This window comes from Phytobacter sp. SCO41 (genome assembly GCF_003073275.1).
GTDB classification, from domain to species: domain Bacteria; phylum Pseudomonadota; class Gammaproteobacteria; order Enterobacterales; family Enterobacteriaceae; genus Phytobacter; species Phytobacter diazotrophicus.
The window spans coordinates 4,959,132-4,983,889 of record NZ_CP027225.1; the positions used below are offsets into that span (position 1 = coordinate 4,959,132).

The 24,758-nt window shown below is 46.4% G+C and carries 25 protein-coding genes; 8 read left to right on the top strand and 17 right to left on the bottom strand.

Annotation, left to right across the window (positions count from 1 at the left end; translation table 11 throughout):
* The first annotated feature begins 101 nt into the window (after positions 1-101).
* The gene (locus C5523_RS24125; RefSeq protein WP_108702116.1) at positions 102-968 is read left to right on the top strand and encodes a hypothetical protein; all 867 of its coding nucleotides are present in this window, start codon (positions 102-104) and stop codon (positions 966-968) included.
* 376 nt (positions 969-1,344) lie between these two features.
* On the opposite strand, the gene C5523_RS24130 is transcribed toward C5523_RS24125, so the two are convergent.
* On the bottom strand, positions 1,345-2,133 hold the full coding sequence (locus tag C5523_RS24130; protein ID WP_108702117.1) for a helix-turn-helix transcriptional regulator: 789 nt from the start codon (positions 2,131-2,133) through the stop codon (positions 1,345-1,347).
* 605 nt (positions 2,134-2,738) lie between these two features.
* Between C5523_RS24130 and C5523_RS24135 the strand changes: the two genes are divergently transcribed.
* Both C5523_RS24135 and C5523_RS24140 read left to right on the top strand, forming a co-directional pair.
* On the top strand, positions 2,739-3,728 hold the full coding sequence (locus tag C5523_RS24135; protein WP_108702118.1) for a glycosyltransferase: 990 nt from the start codon (positions 2,739-2,741) through the stop codon (positions 3,726-3,728).
* A gap of 3 nt (positions 3,729-3,731) precedes the next feature.
* Positions 3,732-4,187, top strand: a complete 456-nt coding sequence (locus C5523_RS24140; RefSeq protein ID WP_223878747.1) for a hypothetical protein — start codon at positions 3,732-3,734, stop codon at positions 4,185-4,187.
* Positions 4,188-4,266: 79 nt separating this feature from the next.
* Here C5523_RS24140 and C5523_RS24145 read toward each other — a convergent pair whose 3' ends face one another.
* From C5523_RS24145 to C5523_RS24205, 13 genes are all read right to left on the bottom strand, one after another.
* Entirely contained in the window at positions 4,267-4,641 is a 375-nt protein-coding gene (locus C5523_RS24145) for a TA system toxin CbtA family protein (protein WP_108702119.1), read from the bottom strand.
* Positions 4,642-4,690: 49 nt separating this feature from the next.
* Positions 4,691-5,050, bottom strand: coding sequence for a type IV toxin-antitoxin system YeeU family antitoxin (locus tag C5523_RS24150; RefSeq protein WP_108702120.1), 360 nt, complete (start codon positions 5,048-5,050; stop codon positions 4,691-4,693).
* A gap of 22 nt (positions 5,051-5,072) precedes the next feature.
* Positions 5,073-5,294, bottom strand: a complete 222-nt coding sequence (locus C5523_RS24155) for a DUF987 domain-containing protein (protein ID WP_108702121.1) — start codon at positions 5,292-5,294, stop codon at positions 5,073-5,075.
* 13 nt (positions 5,295-5,307) lie between these two features.
* A complete protein-coding gene (gene radC / locus C5523_RS24160; RefSeq protein ID WP_108702122.1) occupies positions 5,308-5,790 on the bottom strand; it encodes a DNA repair protein RadC in 483 nt (160 codons plus the stop codon).
* A complete protein-coding gene (locus tag C5523_RS24165; protein WP_223878748.1) occupies positions 5,787-6,056 on the bottom strand; it encodes a hypothetical protein in 270 nt (89 codons plus the stop codon). The genes radC and C5523_RS24165 overlap by 4 nt, the downstream gene beginning before the upstream one ends.
* On the bottom strand, positions 6,031-6,510 hold the full coding sequence (locus C5523_RS24170) for an antirestriction protein (protein ID WP_108702123.1): 480 nt from the start codon (positions 6,508-6,510) through the stop codon (positions 6,031-6,033). Before C5523_RS24170 ends, C5523_RS24165 begins: the two co-directional genes overlap by 26 nt.
* A gap of 70 nt (positions 6,511-6,580) precedes the next feature.
* Complete coding sequence (locus tag C5523_RS24175; RefSeq protein WP_108702124.1) at positions 6,581-7,402, bottom strand: DUF932 domain-containing protein; 822 nt, start codon at positions 7,400-7,402, stop codon at positions 6,581-6,583.
* Between the two features lie 110 nt (positions 7,403-7,512).
* Positions 7,513-7,725: a hypothetical protein gene (locus C5523_RS24180; RefSeq protein WP_108702125.1), complete on the bottom strand. Its 213-nt coding sequence runs from the start codon at positions 7,723-7,725 to the stop codon at positions 7,513-7,515.
* Between the two features lie 81 nt (positions 7,726-7,806).
* A complete protein-coding gene (locus C5523_RS24185) occupies positions 7,807-8,166 on the bottom strand; it encodes a hypothetical protein (RefSeq protein ID WP_108702126.1) in 360 nt (119 codons plus the stop codon).
* Positions 8,167-8,221: 55 nt separating this feature from the next.
* Entirely contained in the window at positions 8,222-8,632 is a 411-nt protein-coding gene (locus C5523_RS24190; RefSeq protein WP_108702377.1) for a hypothetical protein, read from the bottom strand.
* A gap of 107 nt (positions 8,633-8,739) precedes the next feature.
* Positions 8,740-9,417: a YafY family protein gene (locus tag C5523_RS24195; RefSeq protein ID WP_038418587.1), complete on the bottom strand. Its 678-nt coding sequence runs from the start codon at positions 9,415-9,417 to the stop codon at positions 8,740-8,742.
* A gap of 61 nt (positions 9,418-9,478) precedes the next feature.
* Positions 9,479-10,207: a DUF3944 domain-containing protein gene (locus C5523_RS24200; protein ID WP_108702127.1), complete on the bottom strand. Its 729-nt coding sequence runs from the start codon at positions 10,205-10,207 to the stop codon at positions 9,479-9,481.
* 189 nt (positions 10,208-10,396) lie between these two features.
* Positions 10,397-11,356: a hypothetical protein gene (locus tag C5523_RS24205; RefSeq protein ID WP_155525425.1), complete on the bottom strand. Its 960-nt coding sequence runs from the start codon at positions 11,354-11,356 to the stop codon at positions 10,397-10,399.
* A gap of 1,124 nt (positions 11,357-12,480) precedes the next feature.
* On the opposite strand from C5523_RS24205, the gene C5523_RS24210 reads away from it, so the two are divergent.
* The 5 genes from C5523_RS24210 to C5523_RS24230 all read left to right on the top strand — a co-directional run bounded on the left by C5523_RS24210 (position 12,481) and on the right by C5523_RS24230 (position 19,288).
* Positions 12,481-13,050: an inovirus Gp2 family protein gene (locus C5523_RS24210; protein WP_044704249.1), complete on the top strand. Its 570-nt coding sequence runs from the start codon at positions 12,481-12,483 to the stop codon at positions 13,048-13,050.
* A gap of 155 nt (positions 13,051-13,205) precedes the next feature.
* Positions 13,206-13,424, top strand: a complete 219-nt coding sequence (locus C5523_RS24215; protein ID WP_108702129.1) for an AlpA family transcriptional regulator — start codon at positions 13,206-13,208, stop codon at positions 13,422-13,424.
* 252 nt (positions 13,425-13,676) lie between these two features.
* Positions 13,677-14,123, top strand: a complete 447-nt coding sequence (locus C5523_RS24220; RefSeq protein WP_172960913.1) for a putative zinc ribbon protein — start codon at positions 13,677-13,679, stop codon at positions 14,121-14,123.
* Positions 14,124-14,585: 462 nt separating this feature from the next.
* Complete coding sequence (locus C5523_RS24225) at positions 14,586-16,718, top strand: site-specific DNA-methyltransferase (protein ID WP_108702130.1); 2,133 nt, start codon at positions 14,586-14,588, stop codon at positions 16,716-16,718.
* On the top strand, positions 16,715-19,288 hold the full coding sequence (locus C5523_RS24230) for a DEAD/DEAH box helicase (protein ID WP_108702131.1): 2,574 nt from the start codon (positions 16,715-16,717) through the stop codon (positions 19,286-19,288). The genes C5523_RS24225 and C5523_RS24230 overlap by 4 nt, the downstream gene beginning before the upstream one ends.
* 982 nt (positions 19,289-20,270) lie before the next feature.
* On the opposite strand, the gene C5523_RS24235 is transcribed toward C5523_RS24230, so the two are convergent.
* The 3 genes from C5523_RS24235 to C5523_RS24245 form a co-directional block, all read right to left on the bottom strand.
* On the bottom strand, positions 20,271-21,173 hold the full coding sequence (locus C5523_RS24235; protein WP_108702132.1) for a hypothetical protein: 903 nt from the start codon (positions 21,171-21,173) through the stop codon (positions 20,271-20,273).
* Entirely contained in the window at positions 21,170-22,645 is a 1,476-nt protein-coding gene (locus C5523_RS24240) for an AAA family ATPase (RefSeq protein ID WP_108702133.1), read from the bottom strand. The genes C5523_RS24235 and C5523_RS24240 overlap by 4 nt, the downstream gene beginning before the upstream one ends.
* Before the next feature lie 242 nt (positions 22,646-22,887).
* The gene (locus tag C5523_RS24245) at positions 22,888-24,756 is read right to left on the bottom strand and encodes a UvrD-helicase domain-containing protein (protein ID WP_108702134.1); all 1,869 of its coding nucleotides are present in this window, start codon (positions 24,754-24,756) and stop codon (positions 22,888-22,890) included.
* Positions 24,757-24,758 lie beyond the last annotated feature (2 nt).

Sequence of the window (24,758 nt, forward strand, 5' to 3'; positions counted from 1 at the left end):
ACATGCTAAAATAGGCTCCCAATATTCGTGGGTACAATCACTATCTGTGTAACTGGCGGAAGCGCTGGCATAACGACGATGCCTATTCGGGGGGCTTTGATATGGTCCGTTTTAACTTACTAGAAAATGCGTTGGATTCAGTGGAAACCGGGCTGGACTACTTTAACAAAGCGCTAGAAGGTCATGATCGACGTGACTACAAACAGTGCCTGCTTAACCTCTTTCAGGCCGCTGAGCTATTGTTGAAGGCCGTAGTTTCGCGCAATGGGTCTGGAGCGATTTTTAATCCAGCATCGCTTCAGGAAAAATGTGTGGATCCGGCGCATCCAACTGAGTCAGAATTACACCAGTGTAAATCTGTCAACGTCAGCCAGCTTTGTAAGCTGTTAAAGACATATTACCCAGCCGAATTTTCTGAATCTGCGTTACAAATGATGAAAACGGTGGGTCAGTTGCGTAATAACCTTCAGCATTTTGCCCTTGAGGTTCGTCCGCAAGAACTGGCAATGCAACTGAGTGAACTGTACCAACAAATTTTTCGTCCCGCATTCGTCATAATTCAGTCAGATGAGACCGAAAATTCATGGAACTCTGATTTACGTCAAGACATCATCGCTCTTGAGCAACAATTCCTTGATATAACTGTTAACCAGGAATACACCCTTGCACTTTGTCCCGTTTGTGAGAGTTTTTCACATTTTATCCTTTACCAAGGTGAAAGCTTTCCGACACGGACTCACTGTATCTGTTGTGGTTTCAGCCTGAATAATCTGCAAACTTGGGATTTTCAGGAATGTCCGGAATGTAGTGCCCCATCCGTAATTTATTTACCGGAACAAAGGGCCGGTGTCTGTCTCTGGTATAAATGTGAATACAGCAAGATGGATGGTTTTGTTCCTATGGAGCCTTGTGAATGTGGTGCATTCCGGATGGAAGGTCATTGCAGTAACTGCGATCCTGAGGAATAGTAAAATCGTCCGATGAGAATGTACAGCAGCCTGGTCGATGATTTCCTGATGAATCGCTGAAATATCCGGTATTACTTGACAACTTAATCGCTCATTTCTGTTTCTGGCAATTTGAAAGTTTTACTCTATGCCCCAGAATTCAGCACATACATAAAAACACCATTTCAGAACGCGTCTTGATCCAAAGAACGACTGCATGATAGATAGGCGTCGTCGTGAGGACAGGAATGATCTGCTCCCCGTTATTCATACAGAATGCTGTTAGTAATGTCCGCTGATCGCTCACGGCAGACTGTCAGATTTGATTGTGTGCTGCCAGTGAGAACCGTCAGATCAAGTCTGAGCTAATACAACTGAGTTAAGATACCGAAATCTGTTACACATCATCTTCCTCGACAGACTCCAAAGCATCAAGATCTATTCGGACCATCGCAATAGAGCCAATACGGATGAAAGCATCTTCTCCATCTATGTCGGTTAATTGATATCGCTCTGTTGATTCCGGCTCCGATTCAAGAATGTCAAAAAATGCATTCAATTGACCAATATCATCGATTTCGTCGTCGTCCGAAACCTCAGGCTCACAGTACAGCCCAATAACTGGTCCACCGTTCACCATGGTGATATGAACATTCTCATAGCTTCCTTCACTGTCCTCATCATCAGGAACAGGTGCAAAACCATCAAACAAGAATTGGTGAAAAATCACCTCTCGGGCATTTAAAGCGTAACGATGCTGCTCAGAGTCAAAAACAAAAAAAAACTCACGGTCTGGCACTACACTTTCCTGAAAGTGTGAGTAAAAACGACGCTTATCAGCCGGGGAAATAGGTAATAGCAAATAATCTTGTTGCCCTCGTAGCCAGAGTTTCACCGTCCAAATGCAGCCATCCATTTCAATGCCATTAGCCGCGATATTTTCCAGCTCATCGTCACTACGGCTACCTTGATTGCGTAGTTTCTTCAGCAATTTATCGCTATCTGGAAAAACAGCGCTCAATGGCTTCTTTAAGACCGCGCTGATCGCTTGCGCCAGCCCCAACTTGGCCGCAACTTTCCCTGTTTCGATACGCTGGATCTGCTGTTGGCTGGTACCAACCATATCTGCCAACTCACGTTGAGTGATTGATAGTTGTGTACGGAGTTCTTTGATTTTGTTTTGCAAGATGACATCCCTACTACTAAGAAGTAATGGATGCCATTAAAACACATTTATGAGTAAAAAACACAAATACGAGTTTAATATCGGAGCGCAATATTCGTTAATGTAAAAGCACGTCCTTACCGGAGAGGGTGTGCGGGAACACAGTTGGCATGTAAAGCAGAGTAAAAAAGATGATCGATTAAACCGATCGATTGGTAAAAATTGATCTGCAAAATGAATTATCCAGCCCGGTAGTGCCTGTGCTAAATTCCCAAAAACTCATTTAACGTATTGTTTATTAATTTATTTCCTGTCTTCTGGCGGGCGACCTTCTTTTGTCCTGCGAGCACGGCACCGGAATGCGACAGCAGGTGATGGAATGAAAAGATGTGCCAGATGTAACAAGAAAAGAGGCGTTCTGGACCGGATTTTCGGGCTGGATAAAGAATTCTGCGATGACTGTCTGATGGTGGTTAACCAGGAAATCAGAGAAAAACGAGTGATAACCACACCTGTACAAAAATCACCGGAACGTTCTTCCTGATAATATTTCTTACCCGGCAGGTTATTGCCCCTGATGGGGTGACAGCTCTGAAGTTTCCCTCTGCTTACATTCCCTTTGTTCAATGAAAATCAACATCGATATCAGCGTCATTATTCCCGCCTTCAATGCGGCTGACAGCATCGGGGTTCTGGTCCATACACTGCTTGGCGAAACAACGCTCAGTACTGAAATCATTGTTGTGGATGATGGCTCCACCGACGAAACATGGACGCTACTCAGCGCCATTACACATGAACGGCTTATTCTCATTCGTCAGGAAAATCAGGGTGTGTATGCTGCCCGTAATACTGCACTGGCGATTCACCGTGGTGAATGGGTGGTGTTCCTGGACGCGGATGACCGGGTTGCGGCAGATTTTCTGCAGGAGCGACTGCGCACAGCCCGCGAAGCACAGGCCGATGTCGTCCTTTTCAATGCCCGGCATACAGACAGCTCGGGGCATCCGCGACATCCTGTTCACCGCAGACAGCCTTACGGTCAGACGCTGACGGGGCAGCAGTGGATACGCCATTGCGTCAGTCAAAGGGAATGGCCGCATTATCTGTGGCTGCAGATAATCCGTTCAGCGTATATCCGCGAGCATCACCTGCGATTCCAGGAAGGGAAAAGCCATAAGGACATTCTCTGGACGATACAGCTTGCCGCCGCAGATGGCCGGTTTTATTTCTCTGACAGACAGGATTACCTGTGGGTGAATAACCCGGCGTCAATTACCCACCGCCCGGATTATTACGATATCCGCGCGTTCAGCTATAGCGACGTGATTGCAGATATTCTGACACTCAGTACACAGACGCAGTACCGGGCAGTCAGACGAGCGCTGGTCAGGCATGCGCTGGTGGAAAGCCGTCATTTTCTGGGCCTGTACCGGCGCAGGGTGAATGACCGGCAGGCGGTCCGGGCGCGTTTTCGTGCACGGATAGCCTTTCGCCATCTGGTACCCGGCGTGAGCAACCTGAGTGATGTCTTTTTCCTCCTGAAGCTGGTCCGCAATATTTATCTGCCTGGTGTCCGCAATACTCCCGCAGCCGTTTCGCAGGGGCGGCGTTAATCCATGGATATCGCAACGCTTCTGGCACGGTCATGGCAAACTGCGACAACGGGTGACGATTCAGTTCGCTCCGCAAGGGATATCGTCGAACACTGGTATGATAAAGGCGGTGACCTCACCCGACGGACCCGACGGTTTATGCTGCGGGAATGCCTGTGGATAGCCGCACATTACCGGGACACCGAAGCGGTACTCACCCGGCAGTTTCGCCTGCTGGCCGTCTTACTGTATCTGGGCGGTTATTTTCCGAAAGGAAATGCCGGTGGCATGCTCCCGGAGAAGTGTTTCATTTTACTGAACGCCCCGGAATTAAGCTCCCTCCTGGCAGACGATACGGCCCCTGATGTTCTGGTGGCGTCCTGCCGCACCCTCTTCTACTGCAGACAGATATCTCCGCTAAGGTGTTACCGCCATACCCGCTGTCTGAGCGAACATCTGTATCAACTGATAGAGATCTGATAAAAGCACCAGTCGTTGTGCTGGCACCTGAGGGGCTGATCGCTGACGGTGTCGGCGTCAACGATCAGAGCTAACGTCATTATTTCCCTCCGCTGGATCTACCACTGGTGATGTCAGTAACGGTTTGATAGCCATTGAGTGTCATCAGCCCGGTAGCCTTCCGGGCGCGGAGCATATCGATGCTGCCGATAAACGGAGACTGCTCTTTCACGCTGAAGCCGTGACGGTCAGTACGCACCAGGTCGTACTTTTCCACGATAAAATTCACCGCGTCACACAGTGAGATTCCCGCATCAATGTGTTTCTGGATCACACTGTCGTTGCCAAACGGTGTGTCGTTGAGGGTAAGGCCGTAGTGTTGCTCCGGCAGATACTCCAGTAATTTTTGCCAGATTTCGACTGATGACAGACGTGACGATGCCGCCCTTTGAGGGGGCATGGATTGTATGTGCATGGTTTGCGCTCTTTGTTGGCTGGTTTGACGAAGGAAAAGCGTCCGGGGTTTATGCGGTTGTTGCAGATGTCGGATAAATTACGATGTACAGATAGCCACAGGAGCCGAGCGTATCGGCCTCACATATCAGCCCTTTTGCGTGGAGCGTGATGCAGCGCTGAATGTGGGGCGTGAGTTCGTTGCTGGTCAGCATAAGCTCCATCTGCTTCATCAGTACCGGAAATGCCTGGTCCAGATGGCGTAAATCTGCGTCATTAAATGTCCCGGCAATGCTGGCACGGTCAGCAAGGTAATGCAGGTGGTTACCCTCCTGTACCAGCCGGGCACCAAAACACGGCGTGATGTTGCGTCTGAGGCCCCACCAGGATTCCGCGATGTTATGGTTGATTACACGGGTTGCTTTCTGCATGTAAGTACTCCTTAACGGTGAGTCAGTTCAGGGTGACGCTGCGCAGGATCACATACGGACCGTTGCGGTCCTGTCGGCGTTCAGCAAACATGGCCAGCACACCCCGGATATCCTGCACTTCCCTGCCGTGGTAATGGCAGATACTGCCGGACCATTTATATTTCCCGGTACAGAAGCGAAACAGCCGGGACTCAGAATGCTGGCGGTATATCGCCATTGCCTGACGTTTACTGATGATTTTCATCGTTATTCTCTCCCTAAAGCCAGCCACGCTCGGCAAACGAGACGATGTCCATGCCTCCCACGACCAGGTGGTCCAGCAGGCAGATATCCACGAGTCTAAGTGCCTGTTTCAGATGGTCAGTGATAAGTCGGTCAGCATGGCCGGGTTCCGCATAACCTGACGGGTGATTGTGTGAAAGCACGATGGCAGCCGCGTTGTATTTCAGTGCTGCCTTTATCACTTCACGGGGATGTACTTGTATATGGTTGATGGTGCCGGTAAAGAGCGTTTCATGAGCAATAAGACGATACTGGTTATCGAGGAAGAGCGCCATGAATACTTCGCGCTCCAGCGTGGCGAGCTGCAGACGGAGCCAGTCGCGGGCCGCCTGGCTGGAGGTAAATGCAACGCCGGGCTCGCGTAACTGGCGTTCCAGTAAGGTCAGTGCACGTCTGATGGTGCGCTGTGTAGTGGGAGATATTTCCCCGCTGCCGGGAGGACAAATGGTGGTATTCATTTGCTTTTCCTGTCTGTTGACGCGTCGGGAGGGGATGTGTTGTACAGTTTCACGGCAACGACGAACTCGTCATGCAGGGATTCGAACCATGCCCATATATGGAAGAGAGGAGTACCCGTCGGGAAATGCAGGAAGGGTTCGTCGGTCACAACGTCACCGTCCTCATCCCTGACCGTTGTTTTCCCCAGCGCATCCCACAGGGCATTCAGGTGAGACAGTTCATACGGCATGGCGGGACGCTCAGTCGATAATGCGCATGATGGCATTACATTCCGGGTGATGCAGCGCAAAGTCACGCAGACGCCAGTAATGTTCCGTCATGGCGTCGCATTCTGTGCGGCACGCGTGATGACTGTAAGCGATAAGACAGACCGCAATCCCTGCAGCTTCGGCGCTCATATCTGCTGCGTTGCCATTCATGGCGTTGAACAGCGACCAGAAGGCATCGTTGTCCGTTTCCGGAGCCATGAAGGCTCCTCCGTTGTTGAGAGTATAAAAATTCCAGATACCGCCGCTGTAGTCAGCGCAGAACCGGTCCATCCACGCAAAGACCTGCGGTTCAAGGGTTATCCACTGCGGGATGTTGCCAAAGTGCTGCGGCCAGAATCCCACACGCTGTTCGTCCGGTACGGGCGTGGCTATCAGTGCCGGTGCAGAACCGTTATCGCCAGCCTGCAGAGGTCGCTGATGGTTGTCGTTAATATTAATAATGTCGGTCATGTTAATTTTTCCTTATGCATGAGTATGTTGAATGGAGCTGTCGGGCCGGGGATTGATTTCGGTGGCGGGGCTACCTGCCCAACAGGTCCATCATGTTCTCCGCCATCACCCAGAGCGCACGGTTTAACTTAACGTCGCCATCTATCCCGTTTACTGCGCGGGTGTGGGTACGCTTACCCTGCGCGGTACGGCCGCTTAGCCCGCCTTTCAGCAGGTTTTCCTGAATGCGCTGGTAGGTAGTCCACAGGTCATCGCTCTCGTCCTGCCAGCGGCGAGGTGCAAGGATTTGCGATTCACTCACTGGCTGGTACTCTTCCCCAAAACGGTATGTCAGTGCGGCGTTCGCCAGGGTATGCTGTGCTGGTGGAGGGAGTTGCAGGGACTGCATGGCGTCACGTTTCTCTTCCACCCGGTCAAAGACGCTGAGCACCTCATAGGCACCCTCAATTACCTTCCCGACGACATCCCCCCTGTGCGGCACGCGGATCTCGCCAAACGACTGTCCGCAGACGAGTGAATTAGTGCAGACACTTCGGAATATCCCCGGCAGTAACTGAAAACTCGACGCGCCATCGTGCGAATTCAGAATGATGATTTCCGGCACCTGCTGACCGTTAATCTGACCGGCACGGCGCAAACGCAGCATATGCTTTGTATGTTCACGTCTGCTCTGGTCGCGCACACGTGACTGACAGGCAAAGAACGGCTGGAACCCTTCGCGTCTAAGGTTCTCCAGCAGGGTGATCGTGGGTATGTAGGTGTACTTTTCGCTTCTGGAGTCATGCTTGTCTTCCCCGAAGACGCTGGGGACATGCTGCATCAGTTCTTCGTGGGTTAAGGGACGGTCGCGGCGAATCTGGTTCACCCGGCCAAAACGGCTGGCTAATCGCATAGTTGATTCCTCATCTGATTACTCTGACGGCATAAAAGCAAAAGCCCCTGCTCCGCAAGGAGGCAGGGGCAGATATGATGTTCACGGTGGGAGGGATATGGCGGGCGGGACTACAGCGTCTCCAGAATCTTCAGTATCTGCGCCATCAGGGCGGTGATGAGTGCAGTGACCAGCAATGTGACCGCTTCTCTGGCTGTATCAATACTGCTGTCATCGTAGCCTGCCTGACGCAAGCGAATTTCAATAAATTGCCGGGCCTGATGGCCGCCGCACCAGGTCAGGGCCTGGGCCAGGGCCGTCACCAGCATTTTCAGAAAGGTCATAGTATTTGCTCCGGACTGCCTGACGGCAGCCCGCTGGTGGAGTGAGGATTTATTTGAGGAAGTTGATACACAAAAGGCGGCTCAGTGGTAGGTGTAACGCCATCCCCCCTTGTCAGTTGTGACGACGACTTCCGAAGCCACGCAGTTATTATAAAAATTCACTTTGACAGACTGCCCGTAGCGCAGAGTGACAGGCAGAATGGTTTCCTTATTTTTTGAATACAGGTACTTCTGGTTATCAATACGACAGTTACCCCGGTTCACGTCTATGTTTTCAACTTTGATACTGTCATCCAGGGAGGTGACCACGACAGTGACGTAACGTGTTCCGGCAGGGTGAACCTGATTACTGGTCTCCACTTTGATAGTCGGCGTTGGCTCTGCAAGCGCCTGGGCTGAGAGTACAAACAGTGCGGGTAGCAGCATGTGTTTATATTTCATAATCTGTTCCTTTTTAAAAATAACGTAATCAGCAGGCGGCAAACTCAGATGCAGGCTAAAGCGTATCTTTACTCACACAACCGTGCGTCCCGAATACCGGCAGAACCTTAGCCGCCCCGGCCAGTGTGAATGTGGCATTCTTAACACGATCTCCGGTTACTGAGACCTGTTTGCCATTACGTAACTGAGCCCAGGCCAGCGCCAGGTTATTACCGCCCACTCGACTGCCAGATTCGCTGATATCAATAAGTGCTCCACCGTCGATACTGACCTGAAGGCTTTTATCTTCATCCATACTGACCTGATGCCCGCTGGCGTCAGTAAATATGACCGTGGCCGGTTGCGAGCCATAATCCTCACAGCTCAGAGACAGTTGTGACTGACCTTTCCCTTTGATGACAAACTCTGATACTCCCTGTCCCCAACCCCGGGTCCAGGTATCCTGACTGCCAGATGCCTGCGCCATAACCGGCAGCAGACTGCCAACCAGTACCAGGATGCTGAGTGATACATTTTTCAAGATGAACTCCTTCTGTTAGTAAAACTGCGGTGCTGACGAATGAACATGCGGGTTCATTCCCGGATGAGCCTGCTGATGTACTGAAAATGCGGCAGGGCCTGAATAAATCGAGGGTCTTCAAAAATCCGCCGGATATGACTGCTTCTGGTGAAGCCCCCAATGGTCATAACCACATCGGTGATGGCTGAAAGGGTAAATACCTGAATCCGCTCGCCAGTTACTGCCGTCAGGTACCACTCGCCTTCCAGACAGATAAGCCGGTAAGGGGCAACGGCGGACTGATGGTGTCCGTGGTGCAGAAAATGAATGCGGCGATTGCTGATGATGGCCTGGATAATGACCTGAAAACCGCCAAACAACGCCGGAGCCTGACGGGGTGGCGCATTCCAGATAATGCAGGGGGAGTCCTGACCGTTGTCGAGCAGGACAGACAACAACTTAGGGTCAAGTGCCGGAAAGTAATGTGCCACCCTGGTTATTTGGGCAAAACGAATAATGTCGCTGTTGGTACGAAAGGGGCCCCGAGCATCCCGGAGACTGACGTGACCATCGATATATTCCGTGTCGATATAGCGCAGTCGTTCACGCAGGTCACGCTGAACGGTACGCTCAGAGACGCCAAACTCCTGAGCAAGTTGCCTGACACTGAGCGTTTCTCCCATAAAGAGGCGGCTGACCAGTATGGCGAGACGGCTTGCCAGGCGGTCATAGCGTTGTTCCTGTTCAGACATGAGGGATGCTTCCTGCGCAAATAGCAGCCTGTCGGGGCTGAAGATTAAAGTGAAAAAGTTGTTAGCGGGAAAGGTGCTGCTGTCTCAGCCAGGACACAATGATGCAGCCGGGTATCGTGACCCGATAAGCCGGACCAGTGATGCCGGAAATCATCCACGCTGAACTCAGTGCGATGGCAAGAGGACCAGCCAGAACGGAAAGAGCACGTGAAGCGACCACAACAGTTCCCCAGGTGGCAATACCGCCCAGGGAGGTGATGACACTGGCAGACAACATCGTTGCCAGCTCGAGCGCAGCCAGCGAGGAAGTCCGGATGGCAGCCTGAACGGCGATAAGAATGAGTTGCGGAGTGGGGTTTGTCAGATCCAGATGCATATTGTGGGAGAAAGCAGCCAGCTCTTCCGGTGACATCTGATCCAGGCTTTTTTCCAGTACCCTCATTAACAGAGCAAGCTCAATGGTTTCGGTAGTGCTTTTCTGGTTGTAATTCACATCAAGCTTGTCACAGACATCGACGAGGATTTCCCGATAGGTCACGCCTTGCCCCAGTCGGACCAGACTCGCCAGGGTATTCGCGCCGTAAAGCTGAAACTCAGCGGCTATCAGTTGCCAGTAGCGGCGGTGGTCTGGTGCTAACAGGCGGTACTCCGGGGTACTGGTCAGACTCTCTGTCCAGCGAGTGTCGCCATCACGTGGGTCAGTGATCAGGATGGAAACCAGCAATTGCAGCTCTTCATTGCTGCACTGGCCCAGCAGATTCAAATCAGGGTCATTACGGTAGACAGCCATTATCCGTCCTCAGTCAGTGTGATGTGAGGTCACACTGTAAAAGGGACTGTTGCACGGATGTGTCATCAGAAATGGTGGATTTTTGCGCAAAGAAAACTATAAGCGACAGGTTATGCCTCTGGGAGAAATAATCAAAGGACCAGCACAAATGGTTTGTTGCAGTTCACCAAGATGATATATATCTGAAATTTATTTCAACCGTTTTACCACTGAGGAAGAACCAAAGAAATGAGTGTTTTCAGCAATAAAGTAAGACTCTTTAGCGAGTGCATAAAGATAATGAATGAAATACTGTTTATCTTTATTATTGGTAAACTGCTTATATATTTCTGAATTCGCAGAATTCAAATCTTGAGTAATTACACTTGCATCAGAATTGAAACGAGTAAAAATAGCGTGATTCTCTCCAGACTGCTCACTGTAACCACTGGTACTTCTTAAGAGAAACCCATTCTGAAATTCTTTTGTCACAGTAAGATGCAATACTCCCCCTTCTCTTTCCTCCATGGCTTTAAGTGCATTAAACCAGCAAGCATTTATTTCTTCACCAATAACATTATTAAAACCCCGAGTATCAATATAAAAGTTAACATGTAAGTAAGGCCGATTATCATAGTTGTTCTTTAACACAACCCAGAAATAGCCCAGAACATGGTGCTTAAATGTGGTTCTGGATCGGATATTATTAAAAAATCGGGAGCTTAGCGTTTTTAGTGTTTTCATGTGATCCGGAATGGGATCTCCAGAGACACCTTCAGCGAATAAAGAAAAACAGAGTGTACCCAAATTTTTATGCTTGCGTTTCATCTCGTTATGAAACTCTCTGGCAGTACTGAACACTCTCATCTTTTTACCTATATCTTTTTTTATCGCACTCAGTAAAAGCCATTTATTTCGTTCACAATCCTCCTTACCTTCTGAATTAAAAATCAGTTTTCCATGCTGAAGTCCTGCGTACTCGGACCTTAAAACTGTAATAAGATTGAAAACCTCCTCAGTTTGTGCATCATTAGCTTTTTGATAAAAACAAATGCAATATTCTTTTTCCAGCCGACGAAAATCAACAGATTTGACCATCACATTCTTATACATATCTGCCTTTTTCGGGAATATAAAACGAAAATCATTAAACATGCTGAACGCTGTCACTGGTCAGACTCCTTTCCTGTCCGTCGTCATGACTCTGGCTATCCGCCAGACATCAGAACAACCATTTTGTTTTCTCTGTACTCTGAAGATAGCCGATCAGGATGCCATCACACCACACAAATTATGTAATTAAACAACACATATAACGTAAAAAAACCTTCCATACTGGGACTCTCACGCTGATTACCTCCATCAGGCTTCACCTCAAAGCAGTAGGGATCGCTACAGAGGTTTTTTAGCTCACAATAAACGAAAAAACCAAGTCGGCCAGCTACAGACCTGTAAACTCCAGCAGCTATTTTTACCGTGTTGACCGATGCTTGTCCGCCATAGCTTCCATAACTCCAGAGTGGCAACATGTCACCGTGAAGTAAAACTACCGGTCTGTACAGCCCATATGTACCAAAATCATACCGCCCTGTTTGTCGGGTTGGTAATATAAACAATGAAGAGTGTGCATCATGATTTACCTTAATCGTAAAGCAGGTTAACCATCTTGATTATATTAGCCTCCAACAAGTGTCAGTAACGACATAATAATGACTACAAGGTCATTATTATGACTAATAAAAATGAAGTAAGTGTTATCATCACTGTAACTGTATAAGCACATATCATAATGGATAATCAGCAGACATAGCCGTTAATCATCTACACGTTACAAATTGACTAAATTAAGTTATTAACACTAACCCAGGGCTTATGCGGCAATATTTTTCCCGAAGGTACTCTTTGTCTGCGACTGATTAGAAACGCATGTGAACAGATCGGAGTTTCGTTCAACCCATTCGTTATTTTGATTATTTTTAGTCTCAACCCTGCTTGTCTTAAGACCATAAAAAATTTCAGTACTTACTGCTTTACTGTGATCACCCAGGTCGTTTTTCATTATTCACGAGCATAAGTAAGATAAATGAACTTAACGTTTACTGGCGCATCACAGACACTCTGAGACTGTATTCGGTACATAGATGAATATTAAGAAAAAATACCGTCAGCAAAGTGATGGCTGTATCATTCGCAGTTTTAAATACGCAGCTGTCATCGATTTTGTTTTAACACAACTGTCATTTTTTATGTCACCGGCAATGGATATGAATCACATTCAACCGGAGACTTTCATCATGAATTACATCTTTAACGATTTCTGGCAGCAACGTATTGCCGCAACCTTTCAGAATGCCTTGGATGCCTATCCACGAGTATTAATGCTGAGGGTTGATCTACGCCTACCTGATACCCCTGCCGCCACTGACGCCGCTGTAATATCCCGTTTTACAGAATCCCTTAAAGCCAAAATTACCGCCTGTCAATTGCGTAAAAAGCAGGAGGGCAAGCGGGTACACCCCACAACGTTGCGGTATGTCTGGGCCAGAGAGTTCGGGGAACGCAGCGGTAAAAAGCACTATCACGCTGTTTTACTGCTGAACCGAGAGAGTTGGTGTGGAGCTGGTGATTACAATTCACCGCACACGCTGGCCGGGATGATTAAACAGGCCTGGTGTAGCGCGTTGCAGGTGGACGTGCAGCAGCATGCCACACTGGCGAATTTCCCTGAGAATCCAGCGCTATGGATTGACAGGGGGAACAGCGCCCAACTTCAACAGGCCCTAGCTCGGGCTGATTACCTCGCTAAAGACCACACAAAAGTCACCGGTGATGGCGGGCGTAACTTTGGCTGCAGCCAGGGCTGACTTATCCTTCGCTTTTAACCCGTAAGACAGGGGTTAGCCAGTCGTTCGGGTATTTTTTTACAGGCAATCCTAATCCTCTGAAGGAGTACCGGGGTGCAATGTTACTCAACCACACCGGACTCCTCCCACTATCAATTTTCAGAGGGAGAGTTTCCATGACCATGGCCAATAACCCCATTCTTTGCGCTGACGACCCGCTTATCGATATGGCATTTATCACCACATACACTGGTATGACGGACAAGTGGTTCTACAAATTAATTAAAGATGGCGAGTTCCCTAAACCCATCAAACTGGGACGTAGCTCACGCTGGTCTAAAAGCGAAGTCGAAACCTGGATGCAACAGCGTATTGCAGACTCGCGGGGAACCTGAATATGCAAACCTCAGCCACAGGGAAATGTCATTCCCGTAAAGCGGCTAGCTGCATACCACTCCGCTAGCAGTGGGAACACGATAAGCGGCGTTACTGTGACGCGAAACCCAGCCCCATTTGCAGCCGCCCCCTGAACCACTAGTTCCAGTCATCCATAATCAACCTGTAACCCGCCTTTCGCCAAACAGACAGCCATCTCGTTCCGGGACGGTACCTGCCTGCATGTCGTATGGCGGTAAGGAGTCAGTCCGATGAATTTTAAGACCGTTACCAGTAAGGAACAGAACGCCGGAATTCGTATGTTGAAATGCTACCTCGCCAGCGACCACCGTGGGCATTTTGTGACAACCAGTGAAGCGGAGAACATGCCAGGACAGGTATGGGGCTGCGTATCCTGTGGCTGCCGACTCATCTTACATACCGGCACACATGCTGACTCACCCTGGTTCGAACATGACCAAGCGACAGTAGCTGCCAGTACGCTAATGAACTGTGCGCATGTTGACCCGGCAGTGAAAGCGGAGGAGCGCAGCAGAATATTACGCAGTCTTGTCAACATGTTGAATGTTCCGATGATGTCTTTGGACTGGTACTGCGTCTGGTGCGGCGACCATTATAGTGGGGAAAAAATCTGCACTACCTGTGGAACAGGTATTTACAGCATTGAGGAGGCCTGCTGGCAGATAAATTACACCTGAGTTGCCCTGTTTGTTAGGGAGATACCAAACTGCAACACTACATGGCCCGCCACATTAGCGACCATGATTTTAACATGCGGATAGTGAAGACTACTCGGCCGCGCACCTGCTGATAGTGTTATCTATTTTATTGTTTATTAAATAATTTTACCCAAACAGAAAATAAAAAACGGCGGCAAACCTGTAAGATCACCTTATTGGTGGTGGTGTTTAGGGGAATGATGCCTATCTGAAATTATTTGGGATTATCTGATCTCACTTGATAGTAGTACCGGGCTACAGACATGCTGGTAATAACCTGCAGCTCGCGGTTTTAGGATCGCCGAACTCCTTGCATAATGTTAATATTACCGCCAATTTTTCAGTGTTCTGACTCCTTCTGTGAATCACCGTATTGGGCTTTCCTGAGAGCCGAACGTTCAGAACCTACAATGTTCAGAATTGATAAGAAGAAAGGAAAATATGTCCAGGCTGACTGATTTAATTGCCAAAGCGAAGGCCAAAGACCCTCAATTGGGTGCTGACTTGGATCGAGAAATCAAAATCCTGTCATCACGTCTTCCCTTTGGTCTTAATTTCGAACGACATAGCCCTGAAGTTGTTGAGTTGCCATTGCGGCCTATTCGCAAGGGAGACAAGGTTCGCGTTTTGCCAGAACGTGGGTCCACTAAGCAAGGTGATCAACGGTTGTGGCAAGTTAAAAACATCCATAAGGCGAAGAAGGTCGCTGATGTCGAGTTGCTGGGCGCGGCTGATATTGAGACTCAGACTGTAGCGCTGAACGACCTTGTAGTTATAGCTGAATTTCGTGACACGATCTGGCCGGGTCTGGTTAGTACGGGAAAAGTGCAACGCAGTGGAGACAAGCCTTTCCATTCAGTCATCAATGGCGAGAACTACCATGTGTTGAAGGCGTTGACCTATACACACAGGGGAAAGGTGGACGTCATCTATATTGACCCGCCGTATAACACAGGGGCAAAGGACTGGAAGTACAACAACGACTACGTCGAAGGTGACGACATCTATAGACATAGCAAATGGCTGGCAATGATGGAACGTCGCTTGCTGGTGGCTAAGGAATTACTAAATCCTTTAGACTCAGTACTCATTGCCACTATTGATGAAAAAGAATATTTGCGTCTCGGCTTGTTGTTGGAACAGACCTTCCCAGAGGCGCGTATTCAGATGATCAGCAGTGTCATAAATCCAAAAGGTGCAACAAGGAGATCGGCATTTGGGCGTACAGATGAGTACATATTTTTCGTCATGTTTGGCGAAGCTGCTCCATTTCCTGTTTCTCTAAGTACCGAGTGGAAAATTGTCAGGGATCGTCGAGCTGAGGGGTTAAGGTGGGCGGAGCTTTTGCGTGCTGGCTCGAATACCCAGCGCGAAGATAGCCCAAATCAATTTTATCCCGTCTTCATTCGCAATGGAGAAGATGGCCCATGTTTCGACTCTGTTGGAGAAGCCTATTTCGGTAATGATCGAAGCGAAATAACACCGCCAGATGGTTGTGTAGCAATTTGGCCCATTAGAGCAAACGGAACCGAAGGGAATTGGCAGAATAGTGCATCAAGCTTACGTGATTTAATTAACAAGGGATTCGCGCGACTAGGCAGGTGGCGCGCAGAAAAAACTGCTATCACCTATTTAAAAAAAGGCGAGCAGAGTAAGGTTGAATCCGGTATTTTTCCTATCATTGGCAGAAGAGCAGATAATTCGATCATCGTTGATGAGTCTGAGTACGATCCTGTTTTCATTCCCGGAACTCAGTGGCGGATTAGTTCCCACAATGCAGAGCAGGGAGGAACTAACTTGCAAAAATTAATGATGCCTGACAGAAAATTTCCATTTCCTAAGTCACTTTATGCAGTTGAAGATGCGCTACGTTTCTTTGTTGTTAACAGACCTAAAGCAATCATTCTCGATTTCTTTAGCGGCTCAGGAACTACCGCTCATGCCGTAATACGTTTAAATCGTCAGGATGGAGGCCGCAGACAGTGTATCTCCGTCACTAACAACGAAGTCGCAGCCAGCGAACAGAAAAAACTACGTGAACAGGGCTTACGCCCCGGAGATCCCGAATGGGAAAAATGGGGTATCTGTGACTACATCACCAAACCGCGAGTACAGGCTGCCATCACAGGCAAGACTCCTGAGGGCGAACCGATTAAAGGCGACTACAAGTTTACCGACGAATTCCCAATGTCTGAAGGGTTCGAGGAAAACGCCGAATTCTTCACTCTGACCTACGAAGCTGAGAAGTCGGTTAGCCATAACCTAGCCTATGCACGGATTGCACCATTGCTGTGGCTACGCGCGGGCGCACGCGGCAAACGTATTGAAAAACTGCCTGCTGAAGGATGGGCAGTAGCTGATGCTTATGGCCTTCTATCGGCTGTGGATCAGGCCACACCTTTCATTGAAGCCATTAGCCATGCCAGTGACGTGCGGGTGGTCTTCATCGTCACCGACGATGATCGTCATTTCCAGTCTGTCACCAGGCGTCTGCCAAAAGGCGTTGAGCCGGTACGTTTATACGAATCGTACCTGACCAATTTCAGCTTCACCAGTGGGGAATTAACAGAATGAAGTTCACTCTCAAGGACTACCAGCGTGATGCGGTGCGTGATTCTCTGGTGAACCTTAGAAAAGCTCGCCGTTACTGGCATAACGAAAATGATAAGAGCGCCTTCTCTTTAACGGCGGTGACCGGTGCGGGTAAGACCGTCATGGCTGCCGCTGCATTTGAAGCATTATTTCATGGCGACGACGAATTTAATTTCGATGCCGATCCCGGCGCGGTTGTGATCTGGTTCAGTGACGATCCTGCACTGAACGAGCAAACCCGTTTTCGCCTGATGGAGGCCAGTGACCGTATCAACTACAACGATATGGTGGTAGTGGAACATCCCTTCAGTCGGCGTAAGTTTCAGGCTGGAAAAATCTATTTCCTTAACACGCAGAAGTTTGGCAAAAAAAGCCTGCTGGTGCGAGGGTTCGATGATAAAGGCGGGCTTTTCGAAGCAGCACCTGATGCACAGGCTTATACGCTGTGGGATACCATCCAGAACACCATCGAAGACCCGGATCTGACCCTCTATCTGGTACTGGACGAAGCGCACAGAGGTATGGGTTCGTCAACGGCTTCCAGTGAAGCTGCTAAGAGTACTATTGTGCAACGGCTCATCAATGGTTCGGCTGGAGTGAAGGGTATTCCAGTAGTGTGGGGGATTTCCGCCACAGTTGAACGTTTCGATAATGCTGTTGCCAATGCCGGTCATCATGTCAAATTGCCGAACGTGGTGGTTGACTCGGCTAAAGTGCAGGAATCGGGACTTATCAAGGACGATATCATTCTTGGTGTACCTGATGAAGCCGGTGACTTCGATACTGTATGGGTACGCCGTGCTGCCGACAGACTCAGGGAAGTGACCGATGCCTGGGCAGAGTATGCAACACAGCAGGCAACTGTGCGCGAAGTAGTACCGCTAATGGTATTCCAGGTACCCAATACGCCTGACCCGAACGAAGTGGGGCGTTGGCTGGATACGCTATTCTCTCGTTATCCTGAATTGCCCATTGACAGTGTTGCTCATGTCTTCGGTGAACACACGACACAACGGTTCGGCCAACACCAAGTACCTTATATTGAACCGCAGCGGGTGCAAGAATCAACTTGGGTGCGTGTACTGATTGCTAAAGATGCCATCAGCACTGGCTGGGATTGCCCTCGTGCCGAAGTGATGGTCTCCTTCCGCGCTGCCAGCGACAGGACGCATATTACGCAATTGCTGGGGCGTATGGTACGTACTCCACTGGCGAGACGTATTCCGGGTAATGAGCGCTTAAACTCTGTCGAATGCCTGTTGCCCAAGTTTAATACCAATACCGTGAGAGATGTCGTCAATACCTTGTTTAAGGGCGATGATACATCTCCTCCAAGCGGACGCATCCTGATTAACCCTGTGGAGATGAAACCCAACCCGGCGGCTTCAACTGCCATATGGGAAGTATTTGAAGCGCTACCTTCGCAAACCCGCCCGCAGAAAGGAGCCAGACCAGCCAGACGTCTGACCGCGCTGGCACAGGAACTGGTTGATGACGGCATTCTTGATGGGGCAGTCAGCAAAGCCCACGCTGCTTTGCACGCTGTCTTGGACAAGTTCCAGACAGAAAATGCTGAAAAAATCCAAAACAAGCGCAATGCAGTGCTCGTTGTGGATGGTAAGGCTGTGGTTGCCAGCCTGAAGAACAAAGCAATGACTTTCAACGAATTCTGGGAGGAGGCAGACGTAGCGGTGATCGATGACGCCTACCGGCGTGCAACCCGAATCTTCAGCCCGGATGTTTCACGTACCTATGTCGAATATCTGGCCGATAAGGTCGCGGATCGAGAAGAGGATGCAGAGGAATATCTGGAAGCAATAATGGAAGCTCGTGTGACCGTTGCTGGCATGGGGCTGGTGATAGAGGTGCAGGATTACTTCGATGCAGAGGCCGATAAACTGGCGAAGGCGTGGCTGACCGAGTACACACCGCGGATCAAGTCTTTGAAAGATGAGCGTAAAGAGGCCTATCGTCAAATCGTCGAAATGAGTACCGAACCGCAGGACGTAGATTTAGTTAGACCAGAGAACAAGTTTGAAATGACCCGGGCTCGTGAAGGAGAGAAGGAAATTGATCTTCCAGCCTGGAAACACCATCTGTTGTCTGATGAAAGTGGGAACTATCCGGCTCAGTTGAACCATTGGGAAACCACGGTTTTCGAGACCGAAACCAAACGTGAAGGATTTGCTTTCTGGTATCGTAACCCACAATACACAGGGCAGTCGTCACTAGGCATCGCCTATATTGAAACCGAACAATACAAAATTGTTCGTCCCGATTTCCTGTTCTTTGCCGAACAGAATAGCGAAGTGGTTGTGGACTTAGTAGATCCACATGGCCTACATCTGGCAGATGCTTTGCCCAAACTGAAAGGGCTGGCGTTGTATGCCAAACATCATTCCGGTGCTTACAGACGAATCGAATCCGTCGCTGAAGTGAAGGGGAAATTGCGGGTTTTGGATTTGAAACGGCGGGATGTTCAGGATGCTGTGGCTGCGGCTGAAAATGCAGAATCATTATTCAACAGCAGCCTTGCTGATTATTATCAGTAAGCTATTGATTATCAGGAAACGAAATGGCCTTTTACTCATAAAAGGCCATTTTTATAAAAAATTATCCTCGGTCACAACCAAAATGACGCCCCCATCAAATAATTTGGTATAAAATTCAGTCACATAATCCAATTAATTACGGTTATGGAAGGATACCATTCAGCCTGTATCTATACCCCACATGAAAGGACTCTCCGCTCACTAATATGATCGCTGTCGAGGAAAATACAGAACTGAAATGGGTCGGTACCACAGTAACAATACGAGTTAAGATAAAGTGATGTGAGCGGATTAACCATATGATAAGGTGTATAAGAATGATTTTGAGATGTATTAGCTCAGATTTACCCGACACAACTATGGTGCAGAGCCGGACCTAATTGGCTGTCCGCTCTGTGCCAACAGCGGAAATTGCATATATTAGGACAAAATACTCAAAAGAAAGCTACATAAAGGAACAGTTGTACACAGATTATGAATCTAGTAAATTATCTGCCATTTAATTGTGTTAGTCTATCTCATTTTATTATCATGCAGTAAGTGCTTATTTTAAACGCTGCCTTAAAAAATCAACTATGATTTAATACTTAACAATACCAGAATATAATTGGTTGTTTGGTTTAGTTTTAGTACAGAATAAAAACAAGTCAACGACGAATTCTGCACGTTTGTATAAAAACAATATCACCCCTTGCGAATAAATATTTACCAATCTATGATAGGTTAAACTTTAAATTCACCAGTTTAAAATAAAGGAGGATGTGATTTATAATTATAGCATAAGTTACGCGCCGTTATTTTATAATCATAAGCAATACTACAATAGCATTAACCTTGTAATACAAATAACACATTTCGCCTAAAAGAAATTAATCATTTTTTGAAAAATAAATCAGTAATTATAGTCAAGCCTCAAATCGGGTGATATTGAGGCAAGGAGAGGCATAATATTTGACGATTAAGTCACTTTCGTTTCCAAAGCTTAATACGTAAACTGTATGTAAATATCCTTAAGCAATTTTCCTAGAATTTCATTTTTATAATTATTAATATCGAACCGCAAAGATGTTTCCTCTTTCATTTCTCTTGTGATTAATAGATTGTTTTTTGTTACTTGTTCATCGAAATCCAATTTTGCCAAGGCGAAATTATACGCCTCGTAAATGAAGTATTGATAACGTTCATTAATTAAGAATACAGAATTAGAATTATGCGCTTTTGTACTTTTGTATAAAGTTTCTATCTTTAGAGATGTAATGGGAGTTCTGATGATATCTATGGGGTTAATTATGTTTTCAGACTTAATTTTAAACTGGATTTCTTCATCATCGAAAAAAGGGTGAAGATGATCATCTTTGAAAAAATCTATGGTATTTTTTAAACTAGAATTACAACTTGTACAAGAAGGAACTAAATTATAAAGAGATAAACCTAAATGCGGATAACGGGCCCTGTCGTAAAAATGATCTAGTGATGGCCGGAATCCACGGCCTGTCTCATATGTTGTTATGGAGTATGAATGATTGCAATACGGACATGTTCGTAACTTTGATTTCGAACATAATATGTATGCATTATATTTTTTGGATTTATCAGAAAATGAATCATAATCAATAATTTTTTTTATTTCTCTAAAAAAATAATCTCTAAACTCATTATCTTTTCGCTGGTTTATTGCATTTTCTAGAAGAGAGATGCTTTTTCTGTAATGAGGTAATGAACGTGAAAGAATAAGCCTGTGAACGCGCTTTAAAAAATAATATGTATAACTTGGTGGACCGACCATGTTGTCAACCTGATTATAATACTTTCTAAGTATAGTTCTGAGGTATTTTTTATGTTCTGCTTCACCGCACTCCCAATTCCTTGGTAAGGAAATAATCATTTTTCATCTCCAATGTTAAATTTTCTTTTAAATTCTCTTCTTAGCATATCACTGTCTATATACTCTAGGATTTTATAATCCTTTTCAGAAACATTACCACTGGCAAAATTGTTATATATTTCATTTATTTTTGTCGTTGCAAATTCGCCAATGGTAGCAGTACCAAACGATTCACTAAAAAGCATATGCATAGGAGACGCAAATGTAAATTTCGGAGATATTTCTTTATCCAGAGAAAATACAAATTGCCTTGGAACATCTGTTGCTAGTAATGGGGAATGGCTAGTCATGATAACTTGAATTACTTCAATTTCATTCTCTTCTTTAATCTCATTTAAAAATTTGTTTACATGAAATATATACATCCTTTGCCACTCTAAATGCAAAAATGCATCTCCCTCATCAATGAGAACGAGAATTTTCTTTATACCCTTTTTGGATAAAGCGTTCAACCTCGTGGTTATTGAAGTGAACTGATTCATCACTGCTAGTTCACCTGAGCTCATGCTGGCATAGTTTATTTTAAAATGCCCCTTTAGTTCATTTCTTTCTATTTGCTTAATAATTGAGTGATTTTTTAGATAAATGACAAAGTTGTTCCCCCAGTCATATGAAAAACCGCCCTCATTTTTTTTTAGGAATTTGAGAATGTTATTGTAGTCAACGACAAATTTTCCGTAATTGGAAGGTTTTCTTATTCTTATAGTTTCTTCGCCTTCACCGAAAATTAAAATAAATAACCAGAGTGCTCGCCTGTTATTAGTTTGGTTTGTGCTTTTTTCCATGCTATTAATGGATATGAAAAATGAAAGTATTTGACAAATGCTAAAGTTGGACGATAACCAGTGTATTATTTCATTCTGAAGTTCAGTTTTACACTTATTGAGTGAATCTATATATTTTCTAATATCATCTGATACATTCGATCTATTTCCTCTAAGCCATAATATTTCTTCGAAGTATTTAAACTTAGAAAAAAAAGTAAGATTTATTTTTTTCTTTGATGACATGTATTCAATTGCGGTTGTAATTAAGTTATTTATAATTGGCCTTGTACCAACTCGTGATATTGCAGTAAGATTATAATCAATACCAAATTCTTTAAAGATATTATTGTGTTTATGCAAGTTCTCAAATTTATTTTTACTACCATCTATTAAGGAAGCATTTTCAAATCTATCTCTGTAACTAAATTTCTGCTGGAAAGGGACTGGGGTGTAATAGACACACCCCCACTCAAGTTTTTCTTGTTCATCGCCAGATGCAAATCGTAACTTACATTCATTACCAAACTCATTGAAATCAGAGTTAGTTAGTTCTCTCGCAACACTACGTAATAACTCAGTTTTTCCTGAGCCATTTTTGCCAATAATCAACGTTAGTGAATCCACATCAAATATATTTTCATCACCATTAAATGTTGACCGTAACGGTATTATTTGAGATTCATAATCTATATCTAAAATCATCATCTACCCTAGTTATGTTAAAGTTTCTGTAGTTTGTTTTGAATGGTTACACACAGATTATTTTTTATTATTCAAAAAAGTCACTTGTTAGCAACTACCTTATTCAAGACTGTTTGATAGGCTCGTTCATCGCTCGAAGCAGACTAACAGATTTAATTGTGTGTTATAGGTGAAAACGATCAGATCAAGTTTGAGCTAATACATCTGAGGCCATCCTCATTGTCCTTCACCTAACATGGTCCCGTTCACATATGCATAATTTCTTCCTTTACGAACCAACCTGACGCAATTACGGTCCGTTCAACTAAATCGGGCGCTTTAGTATACGCGACGACAGCGAGGCTCTCCTGTGCCCTGCTGCAGATAACATAAAAAAGGCGGCGCGATCTTTTAGGCGAAGAGTCCCCCCCCGCACTTTCGTTTTCCTGATCCGTTTTAGAGTGCGGTGTGACGCCCAGTAGCTTATCGTAACTGAACATGAATCCACGGGCCTCTTCATCATCCAGAATAGCCATGACTCGAGGAAACTGCAGTCCCTTCACTCCCTGATGAGTGTCGTAGGAAGATGTGGATGAAATATAGCTAATGTAATTTTCCAGTTCACGGGTGGATGCGCTCAGAGATCGGCTCCAGGCTTCATGCTCTTTGTTGATATCCACTTCCTCCGTGGATTCATCATCCTTATGTGGCACCAGCGCCAAGTGAAGCAGGAAAGCCTCAGGTAGGATCAGCAATTCCCCTTCATGAATCAGTTTGCACACTTCTAGAATGGGGAAAGCCAAGTTCTCGCCAAGAAGCACTTTTATCTTGTCTATTTGGCATTGTGCTTCCCGGAAGAGCAATAGTGGATCGTCAGCATATTCGAGGCGCGAACTCGAAAAAACAGGCGAGTACTTACGCATGATAGTAGCAATTTTAAAATCATCATCACTGCGAATTGCGTCAATAAGTGGCCATAGCTGTGAGGATAAGAATGTTATCTCTTGACTATCCCCATTGATTGCTGCATCACCCAATTTTTCAACCTCTAGAAGGGGCAGAAAGAAGTTTTCGAACTCACCGCGTCTGGCAGCCATATGGTGCTCAAGCGTCAGTACCATGACTGATTTTTTGTTATTCCATTCAGTATCAGCCGCCTGTTCAGCCATATATTCAGCGACCTGACGCTCAATATCGGCTCTTTCCTTGTGGGTGTTCATGTCAACCACAAACAAGCGTGCGGTTCCAGGCTGGGCGTCAGGGCGCGGCTCCTGAATATGTGTATCATTGAATTGCCTGATGGAGTTGATCAAAGTGACAATTCTCACTGGTGAACGGTGATTAATTGTTATCTCTGGTGACGCCCATCCAGGGGGTAGAGGAGAGGCTAAGTCGGATTTTCCCCCGCTGAATATCTGCTGCATCATATCGCCGAACAACCCAATGCAGAATTTGGTGGGATGCTCCTGCTGCGTCATAATTAACGATTCGATAAGATATTTATTCGTGTCTTGGCTTTCATCAATCAAAAGCACTGGGAATCTGCTAAATAAAATCTCTCTGAGCAGAGCTTCATTTTGGAGGAGATAAGCGGTGACATTTATCACTTCACTATGATTTAACGCCCCTTTTTCAGGCCTGTTGCTTGTAGGGGAATAGCTGAATTTTTGAATTTTATCGAGATATTGCAGCCGTTTCGTTTTGCTGGCTAAACTCCGCCTGTTTCTTTGCGCCGTAATACCATCAGGTTTTCTGCTTTTTTCAATGTCGCGGGTGAGTTGATCAATACTCTTCTCGAGTTCATTTTTAAGCCATAGCTTTATGTCTGATGTAAATGGGTTGATCAAGTCCCAGCAAAAACTGTGTATGGTTGAAACCATGAAATTGGCATCAAAAAATAACCGTCTTTGTACTTCCTCGCAGGCTGCATTTGTATACGTAATAATGCCAATTCTTTTTCCGCATCTAGACAGTTCCGAAGAATACCTTTGTTTCATTTTCTCCAGCACACTGACCAACGTACGGGTTTTTCCAGATCCCGCACCGGCAAAAAGCAGAAAACTTCTGGGATTCTCCAGATCAAGATAACTGAAAAGCTCTTCTACCACAGGTTCGTTCGTGGGTGGTGCCTCCATGA